This is a genomic window from Dyadobacter bucti, from assembly GCF_005869225.1.
Lineage (GTDB): Bacteria > Bacteroidota > Bacteroidia > Cytophagales > Spirosomataceae > Dyadobacter > Dyadobacter bucti.
The window spans coordinates 1,258,835-1,284,651 of the sequence record NZ_SWFP01000001.1 but is presented as its reverse complement, the minus strand read 5'-3'; the positions used below and the strand labels follow the sequence as shown (position 1 = coordinate 1,284,651).

General features: G+C 44.2%; 16 protein-coding genes. 9 read left to right on the top strand and 7 right to left on the bottom strand.

Translation table 11 applies throughout. The features are described from left to right. Positions 1-134: 134 nt before the first annotated feature. From FBF61_RS04810 to FBF61_RS04800, 3 genes are all read right to left on the bottom strand, one after another. Positions 135-896, bottom strand: a complete 762-nt coding sequence (locus FBF61_RS04810; protein WP_138476009.1) for an NYN domain-containing protein — start codon at positions 894-896, stop codon at positions 135-137. 265 nt (positions 897-1,161) lie between these two features. After that, a complete protein-coding gene (locus tag FBF61_RS04805; RefSeq protein WP_138476008.1) occupies positions 1,162-1,626 on the bottom strand; it encodes a hypothetical protein in 465 nt (154 codons plus the stop codon). A 359-nt stretch (positions 1,627-1,985) separates the two neighbouring features. Then, positions 1,986-2,339 carry a hypothetical protein gene (locus FBF61_RS04800; protein WP_229214916.1) on the bottom strand — a complete coding sequence of 118 codons (354 nt, stop codon included), beginning with the start codon at positions 2,337-2,339 and terminating at the stop codon, positions 1,986-1,988. Between the two features lie 229 nt (positions 2,340-2,568). On the opposite strand from FBF61_RS04800, the gene FBF61_RS04795 reads away from it, so the two are divergent. Next, entirely contained in the window at positions 2,569-3,366 is a 798-nt protein-coding gene (locus tag FBF61_RS04795; protein WP_138476006.1) for a HipA family kinase, read from the top strand. Then, positions 3,344-3,727, top strand: coding sequence for a DUF3037 domain-containing protein (locus FBF61_RS04790; protein WP_138476005.1), 384 nt, complete (start codon positions 3,344-3,346; stop codon positions 3,725-3,727). The genes FBF61_RS04795 and FBF61_RS04790 overlap by 23 nt, the downstream gene beginning before the upstream one ends. A gap of 2 nt (positions 3,728-3,729) precedes the next feature. Here the strand turns inward: FBF61_RS04790 and FBF61_RS04785 are convergent, their stop codons facing one another. Together FBF61_RS04785 and FBF61_RS04780 are read right to left on the bottom strand one after the other, a co-directional pair. Beyond that, entirely contained in the window at positions 3,730-4,485 is a 756-nt protein-coding gene (locus tag FBF61_RS04785) for a LytR/AlgR family response regulator transcription factor (protein ID WP_138476004.1), read from the bottom strand. Positions 4,486-4,491: 6 nt separating this feature from the next. Then, the gene (locus FBF61_RS04780) at positions 4,492-8,097 is read right to left on the bottom strand and encodes a sensor histidine kinase (protein ID WP_138476003.1); all 3,606 of its coding nucleotides are present in this window, start codon (positions 8,095-8,097) and stop codon (positions 4,492-4,494) included. 353 nt (positions 8,098-8,450) lie between these two features. Between FBF61_RS04780 and FBF61_RS04775 the strand changes: the two genes are divergently transcribed. The 7 genes from FBF61_RS04775 (at position 8,451) to FBF61_RS04745 (ending at position 17,783) form a co-directional block, all read left to right on the top strand. Further along, the gene (locus tag FBF61_RS04775) at positions 8,451-8,741 is read left to right on the top strand and encodes a hypothetical protein (RefSeq protein WP_138476002.1); all 291 of its coding nucleotides are present in this window, start codon (positions 8,451-8,453) and stop codon (positions 8,739-8,741) included. 384 nt (positions 8,742-9,125) lie between these two features. Further along, positions 9,126-11,321: a hypothetical protein gene (locus FBF61_RS04770; protein WP_138476001.1), complete on the top strand. Its 2,196-nt coding sequence runs from the start codon at positions 9,126-9,128 to the stop codon at positions 11,319-11,321. A 95-nt stretch (positions 11,322-11,416) separates the two neighbouring features. After that, a complete protein-coding gene (locus tag FBF61_RS04765; protein ID WP_138476000.1) occupies positions 11,417-12,448 on the top strand; it encodes a T9SS type A sorting domain-containing protein in 1,032 nt (343 codons plus the stop codon). 797 nt (positions 12,449-13,245) lie between these two features. Further along, on the top strand, positions 13,246-15,795 hold the full coding sequence (locus FBF61_RS04760) for a hypothetical protein (protein ID WP_138475999.1): 2,550 nt from the start codon (positions 13,246-13,248) through the stop codon (positions 15,793-15,795). A gap of 10 nt (positions 15,796-15,805) precedes the next feature. Continuing rightward, positions 15,806-16,891 carry a T9SS type A sorting domain-containing protein gene (locus FBF61_RS04755; protein ID WP_138475998.1) on the top strand — a complete coding sequence of 362 codons (1,086 nt, stop codon included), beginning with the start codon at positions 15,806-15,808 and terminating at the stop codon, positions 16,889-16,891. Positions 16,892-16,982: 91 nt separating this feature from the next. Further along, positions 16,983-17,189, top strand: coding sequence for a hypothetical protein (locus FBF61_RS04750; protein WP_138475997.1), 207 nt, complete (start codon positions 16,983-16,985; stop codon positions 17,187-17,189). A gap of 177 nt (positions 17,190-17,366) precedes the next feature. Further along, positions 17,367-17,783, top strand: coding sequence for a response regulator (locus FBF61_RS04745; protein ID WP_138475996.1), 417 nt, complete (start codon positions 17,367-17,369; stop codon positions 17,781-17,783). Positions 17,784-17,954: 171 nt separating this feature from the next. Here FBF61_RS04745 and treS read toward each other — a convergent pair whose 3' ends face one another. Both treS and FBF61_RS04735 read right to left on the bottom strand, forming a co-directional pair. Continuing rightward, positions 17,955-21,293: a maltose alpha-D-glucosyltransferase gene (gene treS / locus FBF61_RS04740; RefSeq protein WP_138475995.1), complete on the bottom strand. Its 3,339-nt coding sequence runs from the start codon at positions 21,291-21,293 to the stop codon at positions 17,955-17,957. Positions 21,294-21,508: 215 nt separating this feature from the next. Continuing rightward, positions 21,509-25,714, bottom strand: coding sequence for a hybrid sensor histidine kinase/response regulator (locus FBF61_RS04735; protein ID WP_138475994.1), 4,206 nt, complete (start codon positions 25,712-25,714; stop codon positions 21,509-21,511). Positions 25,715-25,817: the final 103 nt, after the last annotated feature.

Genomic DNA, 25,817 nt, shown 5'->3' with positions numbered 1-25,817 from the left:
TATAAGTTACCATCCCCCACATAATTTAAGTTGATTTTTTTCTCAACGTTAAATGAAGGCATTCCCCGTCAGACAGCTAGTCCGGCGGGGTTCGCTTTTTTGGGTCGGAATGGATCTTTAAACTGGTTCCTGGCTTATTTAATCTTGATATATATATGCCGGATCTTATTCCTGCCTGTTTCCCTTTCATCGATTTCAAATTGTTTGTCCAGGCTTTTGATCAGCGGAAGCAATTTTGGAAATCCGTAATTTCTTGAGTCAAAATCGGTTTTCTTTTTCAGGATAAAATTACCAAGATCTCCGAGATACGCCCATCCACTTTCGTCGGCCAGGTCTGACACACTTTCCGTGAGAAGTTTCAATAATTCCCTGTCAACTTTATTTAACGGGATACTTTTTGGTTTTGGCTTGTTTTTGGTTTTGACGTCCGGTTCTGCCGGTGAAGCGCTCGCCACTTTTAGTATCTCTATGTAAATGAACTTGTTACATGCGCTGATAAAAGGCGTCGGTGTCTTCTTTTCACCTATGCCTATCACCTTCATACCTGCTTCCCGCAGCCTGGTGGCAAGGCGGGTGAAATCACTGTCGCTGGATACGATACAGAAACCTTCCACTTTTCCAGAGTATAAAATATCCATCGCATCGATAATCAGTGCGCTGTCGCTCGAATTTTTCCCTGTTGTGTAACTGTATTGCTGTATGGGCGTAATCGCATTTTCCAGCAGCACATTTTTCCAGCCGGAGACAGTTGGTTTCGTCCAGTCGGCATAAATTCTTTTGATGGTAGGCGTACCGTTTTTTGCTATTTCTTCCAGCATCTCCCTGATATTGGAGTAGGGTACATTGTCGGCGTCGATGAGTACTGCCAGTCTGAGTTCATTTGTTAAAGTATCCATATCATTTTTCGATATCCGCATCAATCCGATCGAAAAATTAAGAAACTTAATTGGTTAAACGTCAACCCGTCGAAATAATGTCTGAAAAGAGAGAGAAGGTGTTGCGCAGTTCAGGTTGCGTATTGTCATGTGTTAGTGAGGGAAGGTCTCTTAGTCATGAGTTGGTCATTTATAGTTACTATGGTATATAAACGACCGAATGACTACCAATGGCAACATCTGACTACAAATGACAATTCGCCCTTTTTTAAAATCTACCCTCATGTTAAAACGTCCGTAAATACGGTCTTGCGGAAAGTGGTGAAAATGGCCATGGTATAGCGATAAAAATGAGGATCAGGGCAATGAGATAAAAAATGGTCATGGTCCTGAATTTGGCCGGATTTGTTTCCTGCCTTTCCGCCAGCGAGGAGCCGATTGTAATTAAGATGATAGATATGGTCATCAGTGTGATATGTATGATGCCAAAAAACATCAGGTCAAATTGTTTCATGGCCTCGCTGAAATTGGACCGGAAATAGGCGATGAACGGGCTGTTGAAATACAGCAGGTAGCCGATCGTCAGTTGGATATGCGAAAATGTGGCTGCAATATGGCGGGCGGAATTGTCAGTTTTGGTAAAAGGGAGGTTTTTTCTCCACCCTCTGAATCCTTTATAAATGGCAATGAAAAGGGAAATCACCACCAGCCAGCGTACAACCGAGTGCAGAAATAGCAGAATTGGGTACATATTGAAAATGAAATTTTCGGAATTGAGGCAGGCCTAAGAATGCATATACGCCTGATTAACAAGGACGAGAGTGGCGCTGTTTTACTTTAACTGATTCTGATATTTCGTGCTAGCTGGAAACGAGATTTGTTACAATATGTTGATTACGAGTATTTTGTGGTTTTGAATTCTTTTTAAATCCAAACCATTGAAAGTATAAAGTTCCGTGCAGTAAGTTTCTGCGATCGCGGTCGAAACTTGAATTGAGATTTCCCGTATTTAATTGAAATGTGTGTTTCATAACCTGAGTCTGTGTTCTCAAAAGGAGTCAATACGGGAGGGAAACACAACGAACCCCGAGTTGGGATTTTTGGCTTGAGTTATGGCCTGCTGCGTTTTCTTTTTGTAGTATCGGGCATAACTGCCCCACCGGTACGGATTGTTCTCTTTGTTCTTTTAGCAGTGTAGGAAGTGGTAGAATCGGCATCAGGGCGGCCGGTGCTGCTTCTGCCGTCGATGGTCCCGGTGGTACTGATGCTGCCATTATCATTCAGAATCGGCCCGGTTTCTGCATTGGAAGAATCTTTCAGGATCGTGCCAATGTCGGAGGTATCTGTGGTTACTTTCCGGCTGGATGTTTTTTTCTGGTAAGTGGTTTCACTTCGCGAGGAACGGGATTGTGCTTGCGATACAACAGGAGCACATATTATGGCCAGGATCAGAATGGTTTTCATGAATTTCATAGGTTTTCAGATTTTAGTTGATGCGATGGTTTGATATATGTTTGTAAAGAGGACTAAAATACCGTTCCAACCAAATTCAGCTCATCGCCGGGAACCCATCGAATAAGTTAAAGCAAGGCGATGCTTGATAAACGTCAAGTGCACATACGTCACGCCCGGCGGCAGGGGATAAAAAGAAAATCCGTTACTTTGCCGACGGGTCAAATTAATGACAAAATTTATGACTGATATTCAACCTTACCTTCGCAATGTCAATGTGATCCGGTATGTGACGCCGCTGCGTGAAGGGGGCTCTTTGCCCGCGATTGCCGAGGCGGATGATGATTTTCTGTATGTACTCAAATTCAAAGGGGCAGGGCAGGGGACAAAGGCGCTGATTGCAGAACTCATAGGCGGAGAAATTGCCCGTTTACTGGGTCTTCGGATTCCTGAAATCGTTTTTGCTAATCTCAATGAGGCATTTGGCAGAACCGAACCCGATGAGGAAATCCAGGATTTGCTCCGTGCCAGTACAGGCCTTAATCTGGCTGTTCATTATTTGTCAGGTGCCATCACATTTGATCCTGTTCTCAATGACATAGATTCCCGGCTGGCTTCCCAAATCGTCTGGCTGGATAGCCTGATTACCAATGTGGACAGGACTGTCAGGAATACCAATATGCTGATGTGGCACAAAGAGCTTTGGTTGATCGATCATGGTGCGGCATTGTATTTTCATCATTCATGGCAGAATTGGGAAGAACAGGCGAAAAGGCCTTTTGCACAGATTAAGGACCATGTGTTATTAAAATATGCTTCCGAACTGGATGAGGTTGATAAAGAATTCCGGGCGGTTTTAACGCCACAAAAGATCGCTTCCATTGTTTCGCTGATACCGGACGAGTGGCTTTCGGCGGATTCTCCTTTCGAGTCGCCGAAGGAACACCGCCGGGCTTACGGTCAATTTTTGGAATCACGGATCTCAGTATCTGAGGTCTTTGTAAACAGCGCGCAGGATGCAAGAAAATCACTTATTTGAGTATGCTGTGATCCGCGTTATGCCCAGGGTAGAGCGTGAGGAATTTATGAATGTTGGGGTTATTTTGTATTGTGCTAGGCAGAATTACCTGAAATTTATCTTTGAAGCTGACCGGAACCGGCTTTCTGCCTTTTATAAAGATATTGACATTGAAGAAGTTGAGGCATCATTGCATGCACTGGAGAAGATATGCACTGGCGGGGCGGCTGGCGGAGCCATCGGAGGCCTGCCACCGGCGTCTCGTTTTCGCTGGCTTACTGCTACGCGCAGTACCGTTATCCAGGCATCAAAGGTGCACCCGGGCTTTTGTAAGGACCCGGGGAGTACACTTTTGAAGTTGTTCGATCAGTTAGTCAGGTAATTTTATCGGATGTTGAGGTGCTGTTGCACCTCTTCTTTCTTTCTTCGGGACACTTCGATTCTGGAACCGTCGGTAAGCAGTACGTACTGATTATTGTGTGTTACCTGCGTAATATGCCGCGGGTTAACCAGATGGGATTTGTGCGTCCGGATGAAATTGAATTCTCCCAGCATTTCATCAAAATGTTTGAGCGTTTTGCTGGAAACAAAAGGTCTTCTCCCGATCAGGTGAATAGATGTGTAGTTTTTGTCTGCTTCCAGGCGAAGTATCTCATCCAAAGTAAAAAAATGAACGCCACTGCTCGTAGGAACAGCCAGCCGGAAATCCCGCACATCTTTTTTCTCGATATTCTGAACGAGATTATCATATAGCTGCTGCTTCTGCTCGTGGAATTTTTGTTTCATTTTGGTCAAATGCCTGTCAACTGCCACCCTCAGCTCGTCTGGATCTACCGGTTTGAGCAGGTAGTCAAGTGCACTGAACCGGATCGCCTGGATCGCGTACTGGTTGTAAGCTGTTGTAAAAACAATATCATAAGTCGGTTGTTTCTGGGCCATTAAGAAATCAAAGCCATTCTGATGCGGCATTTCCACATCCAGGAAAACCATATCGGGCTGATAGGTTTCAAGTATCGTAAGTGCTTCGGTGACCGAATCCGCCTGTCTGACTTCGTTTATTTCTGGAATGAGCTTCTGGAGATAATGGTTCAGAACGTTTCGGGCTTTCAATTCATCGTCAATAATGAGTGCTTTGATCATAACGTGTTATGTGTTTTGTAAAAATGTAGATAATCTGATCACCACCAGAGTTCCCCGCGGGTCGCCCTCAGGACTGTATTTATCGATGATATCAACAGATGCGTGCTGTCCCTGCCTTTGCAGCAGGTTCAGCCGGTCTTTTGAAATCTGCATACCTTTTGATTTATGCCGCTTCGCATTGATGTTTGTTTTTTTGATTTCAAATGACTGCTTCCTGCCGATCCCGTTGTCTTCAATCCTGCATTCAAAAACTTCGTCGTTGATCCTCTTGAATGCGATCAGCAGATCTCTTTTGCCATTTTTGTGCATCAGGCCGTGCCATAATGCGTTTTCTACGTAAGGCTGGAGTAGCATGGAGGGCAGCAGTATATCCTCGCTCTCCAGATCGTCGTCGGTAGTGATTTGGTAGTCAAAAGTTCGCCCGAAACGCATTTGTTCGAGCTGTAAGTATAGTTCCAGCACATCCTCTTCTTCCTCAATAGTCACCAGATTTTTATCTGAGTTGTTAAGCACATTGCGGAACAGCTTGGAAAACTTACCGAGGTAATCACTTGCTTCTCCATATTTCTCGGTAATGATGCATTCCTGAATGCTGTTGAGGCAGTTGAATACAAAGTGCGGGTTCATTTGCGCACGAAGGGCCATCAACTGGCTCTCCGCAAGCATTTTGTTAATTTCGAGGAGCATGATCTCTTTGTCCTGTGCCTGCTTTTCAGCTTGTGCTTCGGCAATTTTGTTGGCGCTGATAGAAGCGATGGTCTGTAAGGTCCGGGCATGTTCCATCGTGAAAAAGTCTTTCTGCCTGTGTTCGGAATCCACCACACCGATCACCCTGCCTTCGTGCAAAATCGGTACGGAAAGTTCGGAAAACCTTCTGTAGTCGTCAACAATGTACCTGGGGTCTTTGGTGGTATCCGGTATGATCAATGGTCTTTTGGTGGCGGCGGCAGTACCCACAATACCCTGACCCATTTCTATTTCGAGCGGATTTGTTATTTCGTTTCCTTTGATATTTTTGGGGCCGTATGCGGCTTTCTGTACCAGCTTATTCTTCTCCTTATCCAACAAATAAACCACACAGTCCTCGAAATGTAAGTGCGAAATACAGTTCCTCGCAATGTCCCAGCATATTTCATTGACCGAATTTTCACCATAGGTCGAGTTCGCAAAGTAGTTGATCGTCCGGGCGAAAGCCGATTTTTGCTTGCGTCGACGGTAACTTTGGAAAATCAGCATCAGAAATGTTACAGATAACATAGCGACGATCAGCAGGAACCACCAACGCTGCCACCATTGGGGCAAAACCCGGATCCTTAATGCAGTCACATCATCCATCCAACGCCCTTTTTCGTCCGTGCTCCGGACTTTGAAAATGTATGTTCGCGGGGTGAGGTTGTTGTATGAAACGGTAGTTAGCCGACCTGCATTGATCCACCCCTGGTCACTCCCTACCAGCTGGTAGCTGTATTGCAGGGAAGGTACATCCTTGTGGTTAAGGGAAGCAAATTGAAATGTAATAAAGTCCTGGTGAGGAGAAAGCGTCAATGTAGCAATGTCGTTGAAATCGGTAATTTCTCTGATATGGGAAGCCTGTTTTCCGAATATCTTTGCATAGGTGATGTGCGGCGGCTTTTTGATGGGAACTGCCAGGAAATGGGCAGGATTAAAAACGACCACCTGGTCCATCATCACCGCATATACCTTGTCACCGTCAATGATCACATCTTTCCAGAAATCCTGAAGTGTTTTGCCAAACTGCACTTTTACCTCGGTAACAGCCTTCGTGGCCGGATCAAAGAACATTAATCCCTCATTGCTGGCTGCCCATATAAAACCCCTCTTATCAATGCATAGCCCAACGATATGATCGAAGAGCAGTCCGTGACTGGTGTTCAGACTGTCAAGATCGGCACCTGACTCAGTGAGCTTGACAATTCCCTTACCCCAAACCGCAGACCAGATATTGCCCTGCGCGTCTTCGACCATCTTCGCCACATCAAATTTCCGGGCGTCGGCAACGGGTACTATCGAGAATTTCTCAGTAACCGCATCGAATTTCAGAAAACCGACACCATTAATTGTAAAGAGCAGATTTCCGTTTTTAAGTTTTATGAAAGCTTTGCAGAAAGCATAAGTGAACAAACCTCTTTCAGGCTGGGTCCCGTCAAATCTGTCGCAATGGTCGGAGACCGGATCATAACGATACAAAGCGTCATCGTAGATCTGAAACCAGATCTTTCCTTTGCTGTCTTCAAAAATAAAATTGGCAGAAGTTGACACCATTCCCGGTTTGACCCGGTCAAATTTTCTGATCTTGTTTTCTCCATGTTTCAGATAATACACACCATCATACCCTGCGAACCACCATCTGTCTTTACCTTTTAGGGACATCAGGAATTTATTGCGTATGTATTCCTTGCTATCGGTAGTAACTGCATATCTTTTGAAGGTATGGTCTTCCATATTGTAGGAGATCATGCCCTCTTCTTTTGCTGCCATGATCACATTTTTGTCCACTGTGATGGAATTGGCAGGGGCAAAGTTGACTTCCAGGAAGAACTTGAAACTGGGCAGATTGTAAATAGCCTGGACAGGCTCATCGTTAAGATGCTTACTGACGCCGTTCATCGTCCCAAACCACAGATTCCCGTCTGCATCTTCCATGATTTCGCGGAAATACCCGTAGCCTATCGAATACGGTTCATCCTGATCGTATACTAATTTTCTGATCGGGTGACCTGGCAGCTTGTAGTACGCAGCCTGTAAGTAAGTAGAAATCCAAAGCCGATTGTAGCTGTCAACATAAAGTCGGTTACAGCTGTCTGTTAGCTCTTTACCGTCAAGCTGCGAATATTTTTTAACGGATTTTTTAGTCGAATCCCAGAAGTACAAACCCAGTTCGGTACCAGAGCTGAACCACAGATTTTGTTTTTTGTCGACCGCTATCGAAACAACATCCGAATAATCCAGTATAGGATATTTATGTGGATTATTTTCCTTGCTAAAAACGATATCCTTTTTGCAGTCAATGAAAAAGCTCCTGGTTCCACCTACCCAGAACCCTTGCCTTACAGCGTCCCAGCAGAACGCTGCAAACCCGGAATGCGTGAAGTCCTGATCACCCATGATTTTGAGGGCGGGAATAATGGAATCTGCCTGGACCAGTTTTCCCTCGGTATATATATACAATTGAAATCGGGCGATAACCCACAACCGCCCGCGGCTGTCGGGCCGGAAGGCAAGGACCACTTTCCCGTCCAAGACAGTAAAACGTTTGTCGGAGCGGAACGTGCCGGTTTCTTTATCAAAGATCTTGATTCCCTTACTGGTCGCGATCAATAAATGCCGGTAGTCGTCAAAAGGGTAGATTGCATTGATAAAATCGTCTTTTTCGCCTTTGCTGCTTCTGAAACGCCGGATCTGGCTGCCGTCGAAACGGTTCAGCCCGTTGGTTGTACCGATCCATAAATACCCCTCCTGATCCTTATAAAGACATCGTACGTGATTTGCGCTGAGGCCGTCTTCCTGATTGAAATTCTGAAAAATGAATTGTGCAGATAACGTCGATGGCAAAAAAAGAAAACACAATCGGCAAAGGAATCTTGGATACATGGTCCAATTCAGATAGGTATACCTTCAAACAAGTTATAATTTACTAATGGCGTGTAAAAAACGGAAATGAAATTACTCTAAGGCTGGTTTCAGCTAACCATCGGTAATAATCACCGCGCCTGCTTCCTGCTTGCTACTCCAGAGCGAAATACCAGCCGATTTACCTTTTGAAAAACCTGCTGTACCGTTTATTCATTGCTTTCGTTGAAATCCATTTAACGGATCATATTTGCATGTGGTAAATAAAAGTAAAAAACACGCTGCAATTTCACTACGTATATAGCAAATAGTTTGCGCGCGTGGAAATTTTCTGGTATTCATCACAGTAACTAAACCTCATAACAATTTGATCTATGCAAACATATTTTTTAGGACTGACAATAGACTTGTTCTCGCTCATGGTAATCCTGGGGTACATTGCTTACAGCGAGTTTACCGGGGGCAAGCTGATGAGCCGCTTTGAAAAACGGGCCCTTATCATAGTAGGGGTGGCCCTCTTCCTGGTTATCGTGGTATCGGGCTTTCTGGTTTGGTACGATAATCTGCAGCCAGCAACCATTATGGTCTGGATGAGCGCCGTTCCGTTGATTGTGACAGCGGTCTTTATCCTGCTGATCATTTTGTTCAAGCCTGGCTGGCGATAAAATGCGATCAGCTGCATCCCACTGTTGCGACAGTGGGATGCAATAATTTCACAACACTTTGTCATCAAAACCATCCAATAATGGATTTTTGGTCAAAAATATTGTACAAAGTCTATTTTTCTTGACCGTTAGTTTATTTCTCCTGCCGTTAGTTCATCGCTTTGTTAATTCTGTTTTTCTGTTTTCAATTTTTGTATGGATGACATCGCAACCTGCTGTCATCGACAGAATAACTCATTTTATAAATCTCAAAACTTAAACATTATGAAAACATCATGAAAAACATTCACCTGTCCGGAGCAACAGACACCAACTTTAAGAAACCGATTTGAAGTACACAGCTGAGATTGATCTGTGGAAATGAAATTTAAACACACTTGAGTTATGAGGAAGATATATTTTCAATCGCTATTATTATTATTATTATTATTATTAGTAATACTAAAAAATGGGGCGAAAGCGCAAAATGTTTATTCGACAAACGCCCAGGCTAATTGTGGCCAAAACTGCAACATCCCCGGATGGACAAACGCACCAAATGTAGCATATCCATATACAATTGGAAATCCGGTTTGTCCTGATGACTGTTTTATGAGCTGGATAAACGGTGCAGGAGAAGATCTGTCTCAGCCGTTATCTCCGTCCGGCGGGGCTGGTGTGAGGTGGCTTACCGTTCACGTTCCCCCGCCGACAACGCCGATACAAAACAAAGACAATGGGGCCTTCTCAGAGATTTCGGGCCTCACGGCTGGAAAGACATATAACTTGTCATACCACGTATTATCCGGAAAAGCGAAATACCAAACCTTTGATGATATTTTTTACACGGATTATGGCAAAACTGCAACTTTGTGGGTTACCAACGGCGCTAATGTGATAACAAAAAAAACGGTGACTTTTGGTATTGGCCTTTTTAACAAATGGATTCTTCAAACTATAACCTTTGTTGCACCAAGCGATAAGGTTAGAATAACTTTCACTGGAGAAGCATATGATAATGAGATAACTCCGGGAGGCTTTGTTTGCCTAGACTTGGCTGGGTCATCAGCGTTGGTACAACAGTGTGATTTGAGTCCGAATCAGGTACCAATAGTAAATGGATCAGCAAATAAAACCTTGATTTGTACAGATCAAACTGCGGATTTAACGACATATGTTCAGGGTAGTCCACCGTCTGGTACCAAGGTAGTATGGTTTAATAATCCTTCTCACTCAGGTCAACCAATTGCCGATCCGAATGCGGTGGGCCCGGGCATTTACTATGCTTTTTTCAAGGATTTGAATGCAGAATGTTATAACGTGGCTAATTCAAATGCTACAGTATCAGTTAATAGGAAGACGCCAACCTTAACTGTATCCTCGATTACAAATACTTGTCCAGTACAGACGGTAAATTTGAATTCAACCCTCTCAGAATCGGCTCCTTCGGGCTATCGATTACATTGGTTTACAAGTAATAATAACACCGGTGAACCTGTCGCAGATCCCTTAGTAGCTGCGACCGGGTTTACCTATTATGCGTTTTTATATAATGTGGCAAATGCTTGTTATACAGCCAACTCTTCACTGGCACAAGTTCAAGCCGTCGCGAATCCCTCTTGCCCGCCTTGTAAAGCAGGTAGTGCCCAGATTGCGTTAAATCAGCAGGAAGTCACTATTTGCTCCGGTTCAACGGTAAATCTCAACAGCTATTTCTCAGGTAATTTGCCGGTTGGAACCTCGCTGGTTTGGTATAGCAATGCAATGCATACCCTTCCAGCTGTAAAAGATCCAACAAAGGTGGCCTTTGCTGGAGATTACTTTGCTTTTATCTACGATAGTCAGAATAATTGTTATAATACTGCGACGTCAAGTGCCAAAGTTACGGTTAAGATAAATTCTACCGCCGAGGTCATTCTATCTGGGCAATCTGTGCCAATTTGTGCAGGGACGACAACGAACCTTACTAAACTTTATCAAGGTGTAATTCCTGTGGGCGGGACGCTGGTTTGGTATAGCACATCAGATCATAGCGGCCCGCCAGTTGCTGATCCGTCGAAGGCTCCTGCCGGTACCTATTATGCTTTTTTTCATTATGGAGGAGGATGTTATAACACAAATAATTCGCAGGCCATGGTAAGCGTGACGATTACCGATTGTCCGCTTGATGCAGAACCAGATCTGACACCGACGCTCGACATAGACGGATTGAGTTTTGATGACAATGCAAGTAGGGATTTCGTCATCAATTTATTTGAAATCAATGGTTTGCCGACCAATGGAAATGTATCATTTCGCGTAAACAAAATCAACGCTTTTACAATAACCTACCCGACTACCAGTGGGCAGTCAAATGTGTTTGGCGGTACTGCGAATGAAAACGGAGACTGGACATTTACGGAAAACGCCAATTTCATAACAGCCACGGCAACGAAAGTATTGCCAGCAAATGGGCAGGCGGTAATTGGGTTTAATGTAAAAAGAAAGGCTGGAATTCCATCAGGAACCAAACAAAATATTACTGCTACGATAATTGGAGGCAGTGGCGGAGAATTAAATACAGCAAACAACTCGAGTGTTACCTCAATTGCAACCAATTAGTTAAAGAATCTTACAAATGGAAATCATCTGCGGCTTAACGCGGCAGGTGATTATCCTGCGACTTAAATCAGTTTTCAATCAAAATAGCCCAAACAATGAAATCAAAGAACCTTTTACTTGGAACATTATTTATAATTGGAAGCAATTTAGCTAATCCTGTCTTTGCGCAAGATTGTGATATCAATATCTTAGGTCTGCAACCTTCCATTCTTAACTACGAAGAAGGGATTGTTGAAGTTGTTATCTGTAATGTTGATGCTAACAATGTCACTGCACCAGCCAATAAATTGAGACCTCAAATAAGCTTTCCAAACAATTTGACCCTATTATCTGTAACGAATCCAGATGGTTCAGATCTTACTAACTTTACAATACAGCAGTTTTCTAATGAGACAGGAAATCATACAGTACGTCTGCTGAATAATACTCCTTTACCTAATGCTGAATGTTTTACTTTTTACATTCATGTTGAGGGTAACGCTGTTGGGACAGGTGTCGTTACCGCAACATTAGGTTTTCAGGGACCTCAAACACCTGGAAATTTAACGGCTAATGATAACAGTACTACCTCTGTACCGGTAGAAATAAATCTTCCAGTGAAACTAAAAGAATTTCAAGCTGCGAAAGAAGGCAACACAACTAATCTTACCTGGTCGACAACCGAAGAAACAAACAGCGATCACTTCGATGTACAGCGAAGCAGGGATGGAAAGCAGTGGACAACAATTCAAATTGTGGCGGCAACAGGGGAAAGTGTAACAGAACATTTCTACTCCGCTGTTGATCCCTATCCTTTGAATGGTGACAACTTGTATCGGCTTCACATGATTGACAAAGATAAAACCAGTGCTTATAGTAAAATTCAGAGCGTGAGGTTTGACCTGAAAACCGATTTTACCATGTTTCCTAATCCGCTAAGCGACCAGCTAAGTATCAAAACTCCCGAAGACTGGAGCAAGGTTAAAAGGATCCAGATCTTTAATATGCGGGGTAAAGAGGTTTATGAATCCGGAGAAAGACCTGCCAGGCATATTGACCTCAAACATTTGGCAGGAGGGATGTACGTGGTTAAAGTGACGCAGAAGAATAATACAACCAGTGATCACAAAATTGTAATTGCCAAATAAAGTATAGGGTTTTGTGTGTAGCAGATTAACGCTGGTGATTCATCGGCGTTTAATCTTTCTTCTTCAACTAAAATAATTACACATATCGAACCCTAGCTAACGGGACCACCTTGGGCATGAAAGGATTGACACTTTGAACCTGCAGTCATCGAATGAATAACTCATTTTATAAATCTCAAAACTTAAACATTATGAAAACATCATGAAAAACATTCATCTGTCCGGAGCAACGGACACCACCTTTAAAAAACCGATTTGAAGTACACAGTTGAGGTTGATCTGTGGAAATGAAATTTAAACACACTTGAGTTATGAGAAAAAGGATACTTCTATCTACGATATTTTTGTTATTGATTGGTTTGACGTTTGTAATGTCTCAGTCCATAAGTCCGTCTGGTGGGGGCCCAATTTGCAGATTTTGCGTTCCGAGTGGTTGGACTATTGAGAAGTACTCACCGGACATCTCGAATAATATTTACTGGGGAGAGCAATCAGATGATTATAAATGGCATTTGATCGTTCCTCCGACACCCTCAGGCAACGGCACTTTTTTAACCTTGGTTGTACACAATAATGTCGTCCTTAACGAAGAGGCTTCGACAATAATAACGGGACTCGTGCCAGGAAATGGTTACACATTAAAATATAGGGTCATAGCACCCCGATTTAAGAATCAACCTGACGTGTGGAAATACGCGAGAAATGCTATCTTAAGATTGACAAATAATGGAGTCAACACTCTCCATACAACAAATTTTACCGAAGGTATTAACACAAATCAATGGATATCCCGGTCTTTGACATTTATTGCAGCTGCGACGACAGCGAAAGTCACTTTTATGGGTGATGCAGATGAGATGGGAATCATTGGTCTCGACATTGGTGGAGTTGATGCTTTGAAGCAATGTAATGCGGGAGTGGATCAGGTAAGTCTTTCTACTCATAATGCATCAACAGTTTGCCCGAGTAATAAGTATAATCTGAACAATGCCTTGGTCGGCCAAATACCACCAGACATACAAGTGCTGTGGTTTACGAATCCTAATCATACTGGATTTAAATATTTATCGCCACAGGCAGCGGCACCTGGGACTTATTATGCTTTTTTTTATGATACAGTCAACAATTGCTACAATACAGACAATTCAACGGCGGTGGTTACGGTGACAGCCATGTTATGTCCTCCTTGCAACGCGGGTACGGAGCAGGCAACATTAAGTACCAACAAAATCAAAAACATCTGCCCCGCGTCGCTTGTTGATCTCAAACCGCTGGTGACCAATGTGGCGCCTCCCGGGTCAGCAATTGTTTTTTACAGTACACCAAATCATGCTCCCGGTACAATGATCCCGGAAGTACAGATGACCGGCAAGATTTATGTGTTCGCTTCCGGTACCTATTACGCGTTCTTTTATGACCAGATCAACGAGTGCTTCAATACGAATAATTCTACTGCCGCGGTTACTGTAACGATTACCCCCTGCCCGGCTCCCTGCAACGCAGGTACTGAGCAGGTGTCGTTGAACGCAGCTTTGGAAAATAATATCTGTCCGTCCAATAAGGTAGATATCACTAAGGCAATCGCCGGTGTCCCGCCTCAAGGGACGTCTATTGTCTGGTTTACAAATCCAAATCATACAGGATTGCCATACCCCAACCCCACATTTGCGGAAGCGGGTATTTACTACGCATTTTTTTACGACGAGGTAAATGATTGTTATAATACAGACAACTCTTCGGCAAAGGTTACAGCAGTTGTCAACCCATGTCCGACGCCTTGTAACGCAGGGACCAAGCAGGTGGTGTTATTTAGTGACAAAGCGTCAACCAAGTGCCCCACTAATAAACTCAATCTTAACACTTTGCTGACAGGTGTGATTCCAGATGGTCTGTCGGTGGTATGGTTCACAAATCCTAATCACACTGGATCTCCCTATCCAACGCCGCTTTCGGCAGGAGCAGGTACGTACTATGCATTTTTATACGATGCTGTAAATAACTGTTATAATACAAGCAATTCCAGCGCAAAAGTCGTTCTCACAAACGTAATTTGTCCGCCCTGTAATGCCACGACAGATCAGGTAGTGTTGAGTGCAAAAACGATTAAAAATATTTGTCCGTCGAAGGTTGTGAACCTCAAACCTTTGTACGAGAACGCAGTGCCTAACGGAGCTACACTCGTATTTTACACTACCCAGGATCATCAGCCGGGAACCATGGTGCCGGAGGTTGTTATCAATGGACAGGGGAAAATCAACGTAAGCGTATCGGGAACCTACTATGCTTTCTTCTTTGATCAGATCAATAGCTGTTTCAATACAGATTACTCTACCGGACAAGTTACAGTAACAATAGATGACTGCTTGCCGGTATGTAATGCAGGCACCGAACAGGTAGGTTTGATTTCAATTACTACGCTGACCAATTCATGTCCGGCTACAACGGCCGCTCTTGGTACTACGCTGACTGGAGTCAATTATCCTCCGTTAGCTCAGGTTGTGTGGTTTGATAATCCCAATCACTCGGGTAATCCATACCCAACGCCACAGACAGCGGGCCCAGGAGATTACTATGCATTTTTCTACGACATGCCGAATGATTGCTGGAATACAGACAACTCCACGGCAAAAATCACGGTAGTGATTAATCCATGTGCCGACAAAGTTCAGCTGAGTGTTAAAGTGAATTTGCAGGGAGCGATGCATGCCAACTTGCCACAAATGCGCAATGACCTGCAAACCTATTTTGGTAACAATCAGGGTTTAATACCGGAAACGGATCCTTATGGTAGCGGGCTTTTTGTACCGAATATCAATAACATCGCCATATCAGCGGAGGTAGTGGATTGGATTAGGGTCGAAGTACGCAGTGCAGCCAATCCGACAGCAATACTTGAAAGTCAGAGCTTGTTTTTACGGCCCAATGGTCTCATCACCAATGCGGATAACACTACCCCGAAGTTTACGCCCCAGGCAGAGCCGGTCAGGATTGTTCTCAAACATCGGAACCACGTTGCGATCATGAGTAATAGCATCGCCACATTCGGAGTAGGGCCAGTAAGCTATGATTTTACTACGGCGCTTGCGCAGGCTTACAATGATGGATCTGCATCCGATCAAATGAAACTTGTAAATGGAGTTTGGTGCATGATCAATGGAGATCCCAATCAGAACCTCGCGGTAGAGAATCAAGATATCAATCAAACCAGGAATTCATTTAATCAGGGAATTTTAGACGTCTATTCTTCACGGGATTTGAATATGAATGGTGTGCTCGAAAATCTCGATATGAATATCCAGCGAAACAGATTCAATGGCAATTGCTTTTCAATACTAATCAACTATTAATAAGTAAACTATGAAACTAATTTTAAAGGCATTTTTAATTGTTTTCCTCTTGACTGTGTTTTCAGAGGGAACCAAAGCTCAAACGACAATCATTCTTGACTTCGTCAATAAGAAGGTAAGCCAGGATGGGCTGCATTGGACATTCGATGTGGTAGGCAAGGGGGATCCGACCTATCTCCCGCCAAATGATAATACATGGAGAGCATATAATGTCAGGCTTGATGTGCAATTGCCAGCCGGTGTTACTATTATAGGGGGATCGGGTGTCGGAGATCCTTTATATGCATCGGCAAGTATAGGTGTCCAGACAATAGCCCCTGGTAACCCTCCCCCCGGATGGCAGGAGTTGGGTTTAACGCTGGAAAGAGCCGACGACGATCTGGATTTAAATACAACCGATTTTGTTCATCTGGCTACCTACACCATAGACTTTTCCGGCCCAGTGGAGCAGGGGAATCCTGCATCGCCGCGATTGCTTCCAACTCTTCAGGGAAGCTCATGGTCAAATCCACAAGATGAAATAACTTTCAGACCGTTCACTTTTGTAGAACAAACTTTCCCGTTGCCTGTCAAACTGATATCGTTTTCTGCAACCAAAGAAAGAAATGTTGCTCAGCTAAATTGGGCAACGTCCGAGGAGACAAATAGTGACAGATTTGATATTCAGCGAAGTTCAGACGGCAAAAAGTGGCAGCAAATTGGGAGCGTTAAATCGAAGGGAGAAAGCAAGCAGACTGCTTATTATTCAGCTACGGATTCTTATCCTCTTAATGGCTCCAACCTTTATCGTTTGCATATGATTGATAAAGACGGCAGCAGCGCATATAGTAAAATTGAAAGCGTGAATTTTGAGGGGCAAGCCCAATTCATCATGTTCCCAAATCCACTGATTGATCAGATTAGTATAAAAACCAATGATTGGGATAAGGTAGCGAAGATTCAAATCTACAATATGGGAGGAAAAGAAGTCTATAACTCTGCAAGCAACCTTATCAAAGATATCAATGTAAAAAATCTCGCAGCAGGTGTGTATGTGGTAAAGGTAACTCAGAAGAATAATACCAGCAGTGATCACAAAATTGTAATTTCCAAGTAAAGTATAGGGTTTTGTGTGTAGCAGATTAACGCTGGTGGCTTCACTGGCGTTTAATCTTTTTTCTCATGATTTTTACTTAACATGATCGATTATGTCGAACCGCATTTTTTATACCATAATTCTGTCGGCTATTTTTTTTGGATGCGTTGAAGACGAAAAGGAGTGTAAAGCACCAACGTTGGAGGAAAATATTATTGGCAGTTGGACGGCAACAATGTTGTCTGGTACTCAGGCTTTGAATACCATTGAATTTAATAGGGATAAATCATTTAAAGAAAGTAGCGGTCTGTTTTTTTGAAATTATGATTCCACAAAGATTTCCTGGAAGGTTAAGGACGATTCATTAACGCTGACAGGTGTGTACAGCAAATCCGGCCCTGCGGTTTATGGCTTTACGTTGATTACCAACACCTGCAACGAGATCACTTTGGATATGGAAGGATTCGACACATTGAAACTTGTAAGAAAGTAACTTATGAAACCAATACTTGTTATCACAGGTGAAACATTCAGCTACGGCATTGGCATGTTTGTCAGATCATTTCTGCCAGGCTACCCGGTTTTATATGCGGAGACAATGGGAAAAGCGCTCGAATATATTTTCAAGACAAAAGTGGAACTTGTGGTGATGAACGTCTATGCATATTCTGAGGATGACCATTTCATGATCAAATTTTTGAGAAGGGCCCAGCCTGAGGTTCGAATTTTGATTTTTTCACATAATGACGACGAGACAATCGAAGAACAATATTTAAATGCCGGAGTAAATTGCTTCCTAAGTAAAAAAATGACCACTGACGAATATCAGTTGGCGATTGATAACCTCATGAACAATGAAACGCGTGAAACAGAGGGTGAGCACACGACAATTAACAAAATCAAATATGAATAAAACGCTAAAAGCAATACTCGTTGTTTCGGTACTGGCAGCAGTTACAGCCAGAATATTTATCGCATGCAAAAAAGCAACAAAATAAAGTAACGTTTGACACACGTGGGATCCTCCGGCCCCGACTTGCAAGTCGGGGCCTTTCCCATTTTTAACGAACCAGCTAAAATTACGCTAGGCAGGAACAGGTTCGTTTTTTTTCATGATCGATTTAATGCCTTTTAATGGCACCGTCAGCCAAGTCGGCCTGTTGTTAACTTCATGTTGCATTTCGTAAATGGCTTTTTGGAGAAGGAAAGTCTGGATAAGAATATTCAGGTCTTCCTTTTTTCGCGGAATGATCGGATTATCTTTAACCGTCTCCAGATAGGCTTTCATGAAAAAGCCGCTCATATAATGGTACCATTGCTCAACATAAGGCAGTAGTTTGCCGATATCCTCCTTACGGATCTGATTGTCGAGGAACAGGCTTCCGAAAGCTGCATAATGTAATGACCTGAGCATACCAGCCACATCCCGCAGGGCCGAACGTTTCAGTCTTCTTTCACTGTAACTCCGTGCTGGTTCTCCTTCGAAATCAAGGATGACAAAATCTTTACCGGTGAAAAGTACCTGGCCAAGGTGGTAATCTCCGTGGATACGGATCTTGGAGGTATCGATCTTGTGGGAGTAGATCTTCTTGAGCTTCGTCAGGATTTCGTCTTTCATCTGCAGGATTTCATCGGCTTGCTGTCTTACATCCGGTGAAAGTTTTTTCATATTCCTGGAGAGGTCCTGAAATGCAACACGTACGAGCGATTGAAGCGACGAATAAACCGAGCGTTGGTAATGTAATGAGAATTCTTCGGGTTTGAAATCGGGAAACTTTGTACCTGAGGCAAGTGCCAGGTGCATTTCAGCTGTCCTTTGTCCCAGCAGTGAAATCTGCTCGGCCACGTGCACATCGAGCAGATCTTTCAATACTTCGGGAATATCTTCATAACCGATCGGCTCCGTCAGTGTTCCTGCCAATTCTGCCGGGAGTTGAATATCGTTATCCGAAAGGATTTTCTCATTAAAGCTATCAAGTCTGTCCAGTATGTTTGCCCATGCATCGGTACTGCTCGCCACCATTTCCTGCATCATGCCAAGGACCATAGCGTCCTTTTTATATTTCCACTCCACTGCGCCTGCAAACGCAGGTATGTTTGCGAATTTTGCTTCATGTGTAAGAAAATGTATGATTTCCATGTCGGGATTGATGGCGCGGTCTACTTTCCGGTAGAGTTTGAAAATGTACTTTCCGTCGTAAGTGACGGATGTATTGTCTTGTTCACCGGACAAAACGCGTGGCTTGATTTTCTCGGTTTCGTTTACGTGCTTTTTGAGGTTCGCATCGCCTGAAAAATGGATTTCGCCATTAAATGCGGGTACGGTTTCATTGTGGCCCATATTCAGGAGCAGCGCCTGCTGGAGTTCCAGCCCATAAATGGCGTCAAAAAGAACACCTTCCTCTTCGTTATCGATCTGGATCCGGCAAATCACAGCCTGCGGGCAGTTTTCTCTTACCTGATGTGAAAAAGGATCCTTGCCAAAAGCCAGTGGAAGCTGATACATTTCCGGCAGATTATTCCGATAATAGGCTTCCAGCAAAAAGATGTACCCCGGAGGATTATCACCCAGTGGAATTGCAGCATGTGAAACGATCCGGACACTTCCCATCTCTTTTTCTTTGCCGCCAAACCAGCGCATTTTCATCAGGTAAGTTGGCAATAAGCTGCTTTCCAGCTTTTCAAGAACTTCGGGTTCAAGCAGATCTTCCCATTTTGCCAGTTTCAATAGCTGGAGTTCTTCGCTCTGGTCAATCTCTGGATGTGTCTTTTTCATCACAAAACACTGGCACGCATAAGCTTCCAGCGTGAAAAAGTAAGGCATGTTGTCCCTGACAGGCGGGAATTTGTTTTCACTGTAAATTTCAACAGGCTGATAACCCTTGAATACGTCCAGGTCAAGTTCCAGTGGTTGTGTGAAGCGCGATAGATTTGCGATCACCAGCATGGTATCATCTTCGAAAGTACGGGTGAAGGAAAGCACCTTGGCATTCTCGGAGTTCAGAAATTTAATATCACCTCTGCTGAAAGCAGGGTATTTTTTTCGGATGCTGATCGCCCTTTTCATCCACCATAATAATGAAGATGAATTACGGCTCTGCAATTCTACGTTCACAGACTCATAATGGTACTGCGGATCCAGGATCAGTGGAAGGTAGAGACGTTGCGGATTGGCCTGTGAGAAACCGGCATTCCGGTCCGGGCTCCATTGCATAGGCGTCCGCACACCGTCCCGGTCACCAAGGTAAAAATTATCGCCCATCCCGATTTCATCACCATAATAAATGATCGGTGTACCCGGAAAAGTGAAAAGAAGCGAGTTGAGAAGCTCGATCTTCTTGCGGTTGTTTTCCATTAAAGGCGCAAGTCTGTGCCTGATTCCCAGGTTGATACGCGCTTTCGGATCTTTGACATAGACCTTATACATATAATCGCGCTCTTCGTCCGTAACCATTTCCAGGGTCAGTTCGTCGTGATTCCGCAGGAAAATGCCCCACTGGCAATTGTCAGGAATAGCCGGAGTCTGGTCAAAAATGTCCGTAATGGGGTATCTGTCCTCCATTTGAAGCGACATAAACATTCTTGGCATGATTGGAAAATGATAGTTCATCTGACATTCATCCCCATCGCCGAAATAGGCAGCAGAATCCTCGGGCCACATATTGGCTTCCGCCAGCAGCAAGGTTCCGGGGTATCGTTCGTCGACGTATTTTCTCAGTTTTTTGAGATATTCATGTGTTTCCGGCAGGTTTTCACAGTTGGTGTCATCTCTTTCAAAAAGGTAGGGCACGGCATCAAGTCTGAAACCGTCTACCCCCAGCTTACACCAGAAATTGATGATCTTGAAGATCTCTTCCTGCACCAGCGGGTTGTCATAATTCAGATCAGGCTGATGATGGAAGAAACGGTGCCAGTAATATTGCCCGGCCTCCGCGTCCCAGCTCCAGTTCGATTTTTCATAATCCTGGAAAATGATGCGGGCATCCTTGAATTGTTTCGGATCATCAGTCCAGACATAAAAATTTCGATAATCTGATCCTTTCTGTGACATCCTCGCGCGCTGAAACCAGGGATGCTGGTCCGACGTATGGTTGATGACCAGCTCGGTAATGACTTTCAGTTTTCGTTTATGGGCCTCTTTCAGGAATTTTTTAAACTCGCCGATGTCGCCGTAGGACGGATTAATGGTGTAATAATCCGCGATATCATATCCGTCGTCGCGCAAGGGCGAGGGATAAAAAGGCAGCAGCCAGATGGCCGTCACACCCAGATCCTGCAAATAGTCCAGTTGTTGCATCAACCCCTGAAAATCACCGATACCGTCGCAGTTACCGTCCTTAAACGCTTTTATATGTAATTCGTAAATGATTGCATCCTTATACCAATGCAAATTTTTTTCGCTCAATTCGTTTCTGTCTTCCATTGGTGTGGCTAGTTGAGTCAGTCAATTTTGGATAGGGCAGGGCATTCCGTACGGGTTCGGCCGGAAGTATTTTGATCGCCCGCCGGGCACTCAACAATCAAAATCATGCCTGTAGACGACTAGTTTCAACAAAGTACTGGCAGCCGGAATCACGGCTGTACACAGGTTACAACCATTAGCAACCGCCGGAAAATAGCCCGACTTTTTCGAAGCGACTATTCCAGAATTTGCAGTTTAAAAGCAAATGCACGCTGAAGCGAGTTTTTAATCTCCTCGACCCGCAGCGGTTTCGAGATGTAATCGTCCATGCCCGAGTTCAGGCAGATTTCACGGTCCTCCTGCATGGCGTTGGCCGTCATCGCGGTAATATAGGGTTGTGGGATATGCAGCTGGCGGATGAGACCGGTAGCTTCCAGTCCGTCCATTTCGGGCATTTGAACGTCCATATACACCAAGTCAAAAGGTTCTTCCTGCACTTTTTGCAATGCTTCCTGGCCGTTGTGGACGACTTTGGGTTTATAACCGAGTTTGCTGAGAACTTTGACAAATAGCTTTGCGTTGACCGCGTTATCCTCCGCCACCAGTATGTTCAGCGGGAATTCTTCCGCGAAATAGGTGGATAATAGATTCTGGCCGGTTGATTGTGTATCCGTTTGTACAACCTGCCGCGAAAGTTCTTTGACAATCACCTGCCCCAATCGCTGATGCTTCACAGGCTTGGTAAGAATGGCACTAAAAAGGCCGGAGTAATTTTTCCGGCTGTCGTCCCCGACAGAGCTTAGCAGAATAATCGGCAAATCAGCATATTCATTCCGGATGAGCTGTGCGAGTTGGACACCGTTCATTTCCGGCATGTTCTGGTCGGTGATCACCAACGCGATCCGCTTTTCTTCCCGCAGTATTTCCAATGCTTCATTCCCTGACGAAGCCGGTACGGGGATCAGGTTCCAGTATTTGAGCTGGGCATTCATGATCCGTAGGTTCGTTTTGTTGTCATCCACCACGAGCACATACTTGTCCTCAGTGCCGGTAGTATTGAATTCCGCTTCTTGCCCGATGGATTGATGCGGAGCCGTTGTGAGGATTGTAAATGAAAAACAGGTTCCTTCTCCTTCGGTGCTTTCCGCTTCGATTTTTCCGCCCATTAAGTCCACAAGCCGCTGACTGATGGCCAGCCCCAGGCCGGTACCACCATATCTGCGTGCATGAGATGAATCAACCTGAGAGAAAGCTTTGAACAAAAGGTTGAGTTTGTCCTCTGGTATTCCGATTCCCGTATCCTGAACCATGAATTTCAGTTCTATTTCCTCCTCTTCATTGATATCCACATAGTTCACACTGACCAAGATTTCCCCTTGCTGTGTGAATTTTACAGCATTGCCGACAAGATTGATGAGAATCTGACGCAGGCGCAGGCTGTCGCCGATGATCTGCGCCGGTACCTTAGGGTCGATCTGGTATACAAGATCCAGCCGTTGGTCTCCCGATTTTCCCGGAAAGAGCCCCAGCACTTCTTCGATGCATTCCTGTAAATTAAAAGGCTTAAGTTCCAGCTCCATGTTCCCCGACTCAATTTTGGAGAAGTCAAGGATATCGTTAATTACAGTCAGCAATCCGTCGCCGCAACTGATGATCGTTTCGGCATATTCCGACTGTTCTTCGGTCATTTCCGTTTGTGAGAGCAGTAGCGCCATACCCAGGATACCGTTCATCGGCGTTCTGATTTCGTGGCTCATCGTGGCAAGAAATACACTTTTCGCCTGATTTGCCTTTTCAGCTTCCTGTCGGGCCTGTTGCTCCTGCACATGCTTGATCTGTAAGTCTTTATGTAAATTCAAGAGATCTGCTGCCTGTACTTCCAATGCCTGCTTTTGGCGTATAACTTGTCCTGTTCTCTCTTTTACCTGCCGGAGCAATTCGATTTTCTGCTTTTTGATCTCGCCGATCCTGATTTGATAAATAAGGTAAATAAGACCGACGATGAACAACACCAGCAGGGTGCGAAACCACCACGTTTGCCAGAAAGGCGGAACGATGTGTAAATGGATCGCTGTGCCCACTTCATTCCAGACACCATCGTTATTCGACGCTTTCACCCTGAAAACGTAGTCGCCGGGATCGAGATTGGTATAAGTAGCGTTTCTGACGGTACCCGAATTGATCCAGTTTTTATCAAAACCGTCGAGCTTGTAGGCATATTGGTTTTTACGGGATAGGGTGTAATTCAATGCCGTAAATTCAAAAGAAAGGACCAGATCGCGGTAGGAGACGGTGATATCCCTGGTGTGGGTGATGTGGTTTTTTAGGGGTGAATCCCTGTTGTGAGGTGTGACTGACTTATTGAAGATTTGAAAATCGGTAATAAAAACCGGCGGGATAAAATTATTGTCGCGGATGCTGTCAGGATGAAAAACTGTAAAACCGTTTTGCCCACCGAAATAGATGAAGCCCGCTGCACTTTTGTAAAGGGACATCTTGTTGAATGAGGTGCCCTGCAAGCCATCGCTGGTATCGAAATTACGGAAAACGCCCGTTCTGGGGTTGAAATTGGATATACCGTTGTTGGTGCTGATCCAAAATGTCCGATGGTGGTCCTTCACAATTCCCTGAATCACATCACTTGGTAAACCATCGGCTCGTCTGTAACAGCTGAAAGTCCTGCTTTGGCGGTCAAACCGGTTCAGACCGCCGTTGGTACCCACCCATAAATTGCCCTTTTCATCCTCATAAATACACTTGACAATATTATTGCTTATTGTTTTTGCATTTTGGCTGTCATTGACATAGCGGATGAAAGTGTTTGTTTTTTCGTCAAACTGATTGAGGCCGCCACCTTCGGTACCCGCCCAGAGAATGCCTTTGCTGTCAATCAATATCGATAAAACCGAGTTGCTGCTGATGCTTCCCGCTTTCGCCGGATCGGCCTTGTAGTATTTGTATGATCCGTTTTTCTTATCATAACACAAAAGCCCCTCTGATGTCGCAATCCATAAATTTCCTTTGTTGTCGTCCGTCAGAGAATGGATATTGGCCGGGATACTTTCCTTAATGTTGCCCGTTTTGTTCAAATTGTAAAATGACTTACCGGCCTCGTTGAAAAGGCTTAATCCCCCTTTGTAATTACCGATCCATATCTTGCCATCCTTATCTTTGTAAAGCGAGATAATGTAATCGCTGGCTATGCTTTTTGGGTTATCGGGATCATGCGTAAAATGCTGGTACTGATCAGTGATTTCATCAAGTACATTGATGCCTCCTCCGTCGGTTCCAAGCCAGATTTTGCCGTTGCGGTCTTGTATGATGGAGAGGACATTGTCATTGTTCAGCCCTTCCGGCTTACCAGGCAGGCTACGGTGCCGGACAAATTTCAATGGATTGTAATCCATGATATTAACACCTCCACTGTATGTCCCGATCCACATCGTACCCACCTTATCACAGTAAAGAGCATAGATGGATCCGTTGTTAATTCCGTCCGTATTGTTTCGGTCATACGAATGCCGGGTAAAAGTGCCGTTCTTTTCAAGGATGTTGATGCCGCCGTTCCTCGTTCCGACCCACAGCCTGCCGTCCTTGTCTTCCTCCAGAGAAATTACATCATTGTGAGAAATACTTCCAGGCTTACCGTTTCGCCTGAAAATGTGGAAGCTTCCATTTTTTTTATCAAGCCTGTTCAGACCGCCGCCTTCGGTTGCTATCCAGATATTTTTTTTTGAATCCTCAAAAATATGATTGATCCGGTCACTACTCAGCGAACTGGGATTGGCAGGATCGTGCTTAAAATGTGTAATCTGCTGTGTGGTGGGGTTGAGCATATTAAGGCCGCGATCACTGGTAGCCGCCCATACCATTCCATCCGAATCGACATGCACATCGCTCACCGCATCGCTGCTCAGGCTACCCTTGATTTTATTGTTGTGTCTGAAATGCCGGAAAGTTTTTCTTGTAGTATCAAAGTAATTCAGCCCGCCATCTGTCCCTACCCAAAGATTGCCCTGCCTATCCTGTGCAATAGCCCTTACATCATTGTTACTTATGCTTTTCGGATCACGGGAATTATTTAAATAGTTAACAAAATGATCTGCTTGCCCGTTGTACATGCTTAAACCACCGTTGTCTGTCCCGACCCACAGCCGTCCGTCTCTGCCTTGAAATAATGTATGAACATAACTGTGACTTAGACTGTTTGCATTGTCCGGGTCATTGCGGTAAACAGTGAACTTGTACCCGTCGTATTTATTCAGACCGTCCTGCGTTCCAAACCACATAAAACCCTGATGATCCTGGGCGATGGATGTGACGTTGTTCTGCGAAAGACCTTGGTTGGAGGTGAGGTGATGAAAGAGCCGGTCCGCTTTTTGTGCTTTTGTTAAAGGCGCAAAGAGCAGTATAAATAGAAATAATAAATGGGCTGGGTACATTTTTAATGTTGTAAAGTATTAGTTAATACCTTACCTCTTTTAAAGATAAATCAGATGAGTGTTGTGCGGCATTTCTTTTGAACTATTTCTACAATAACTTTCA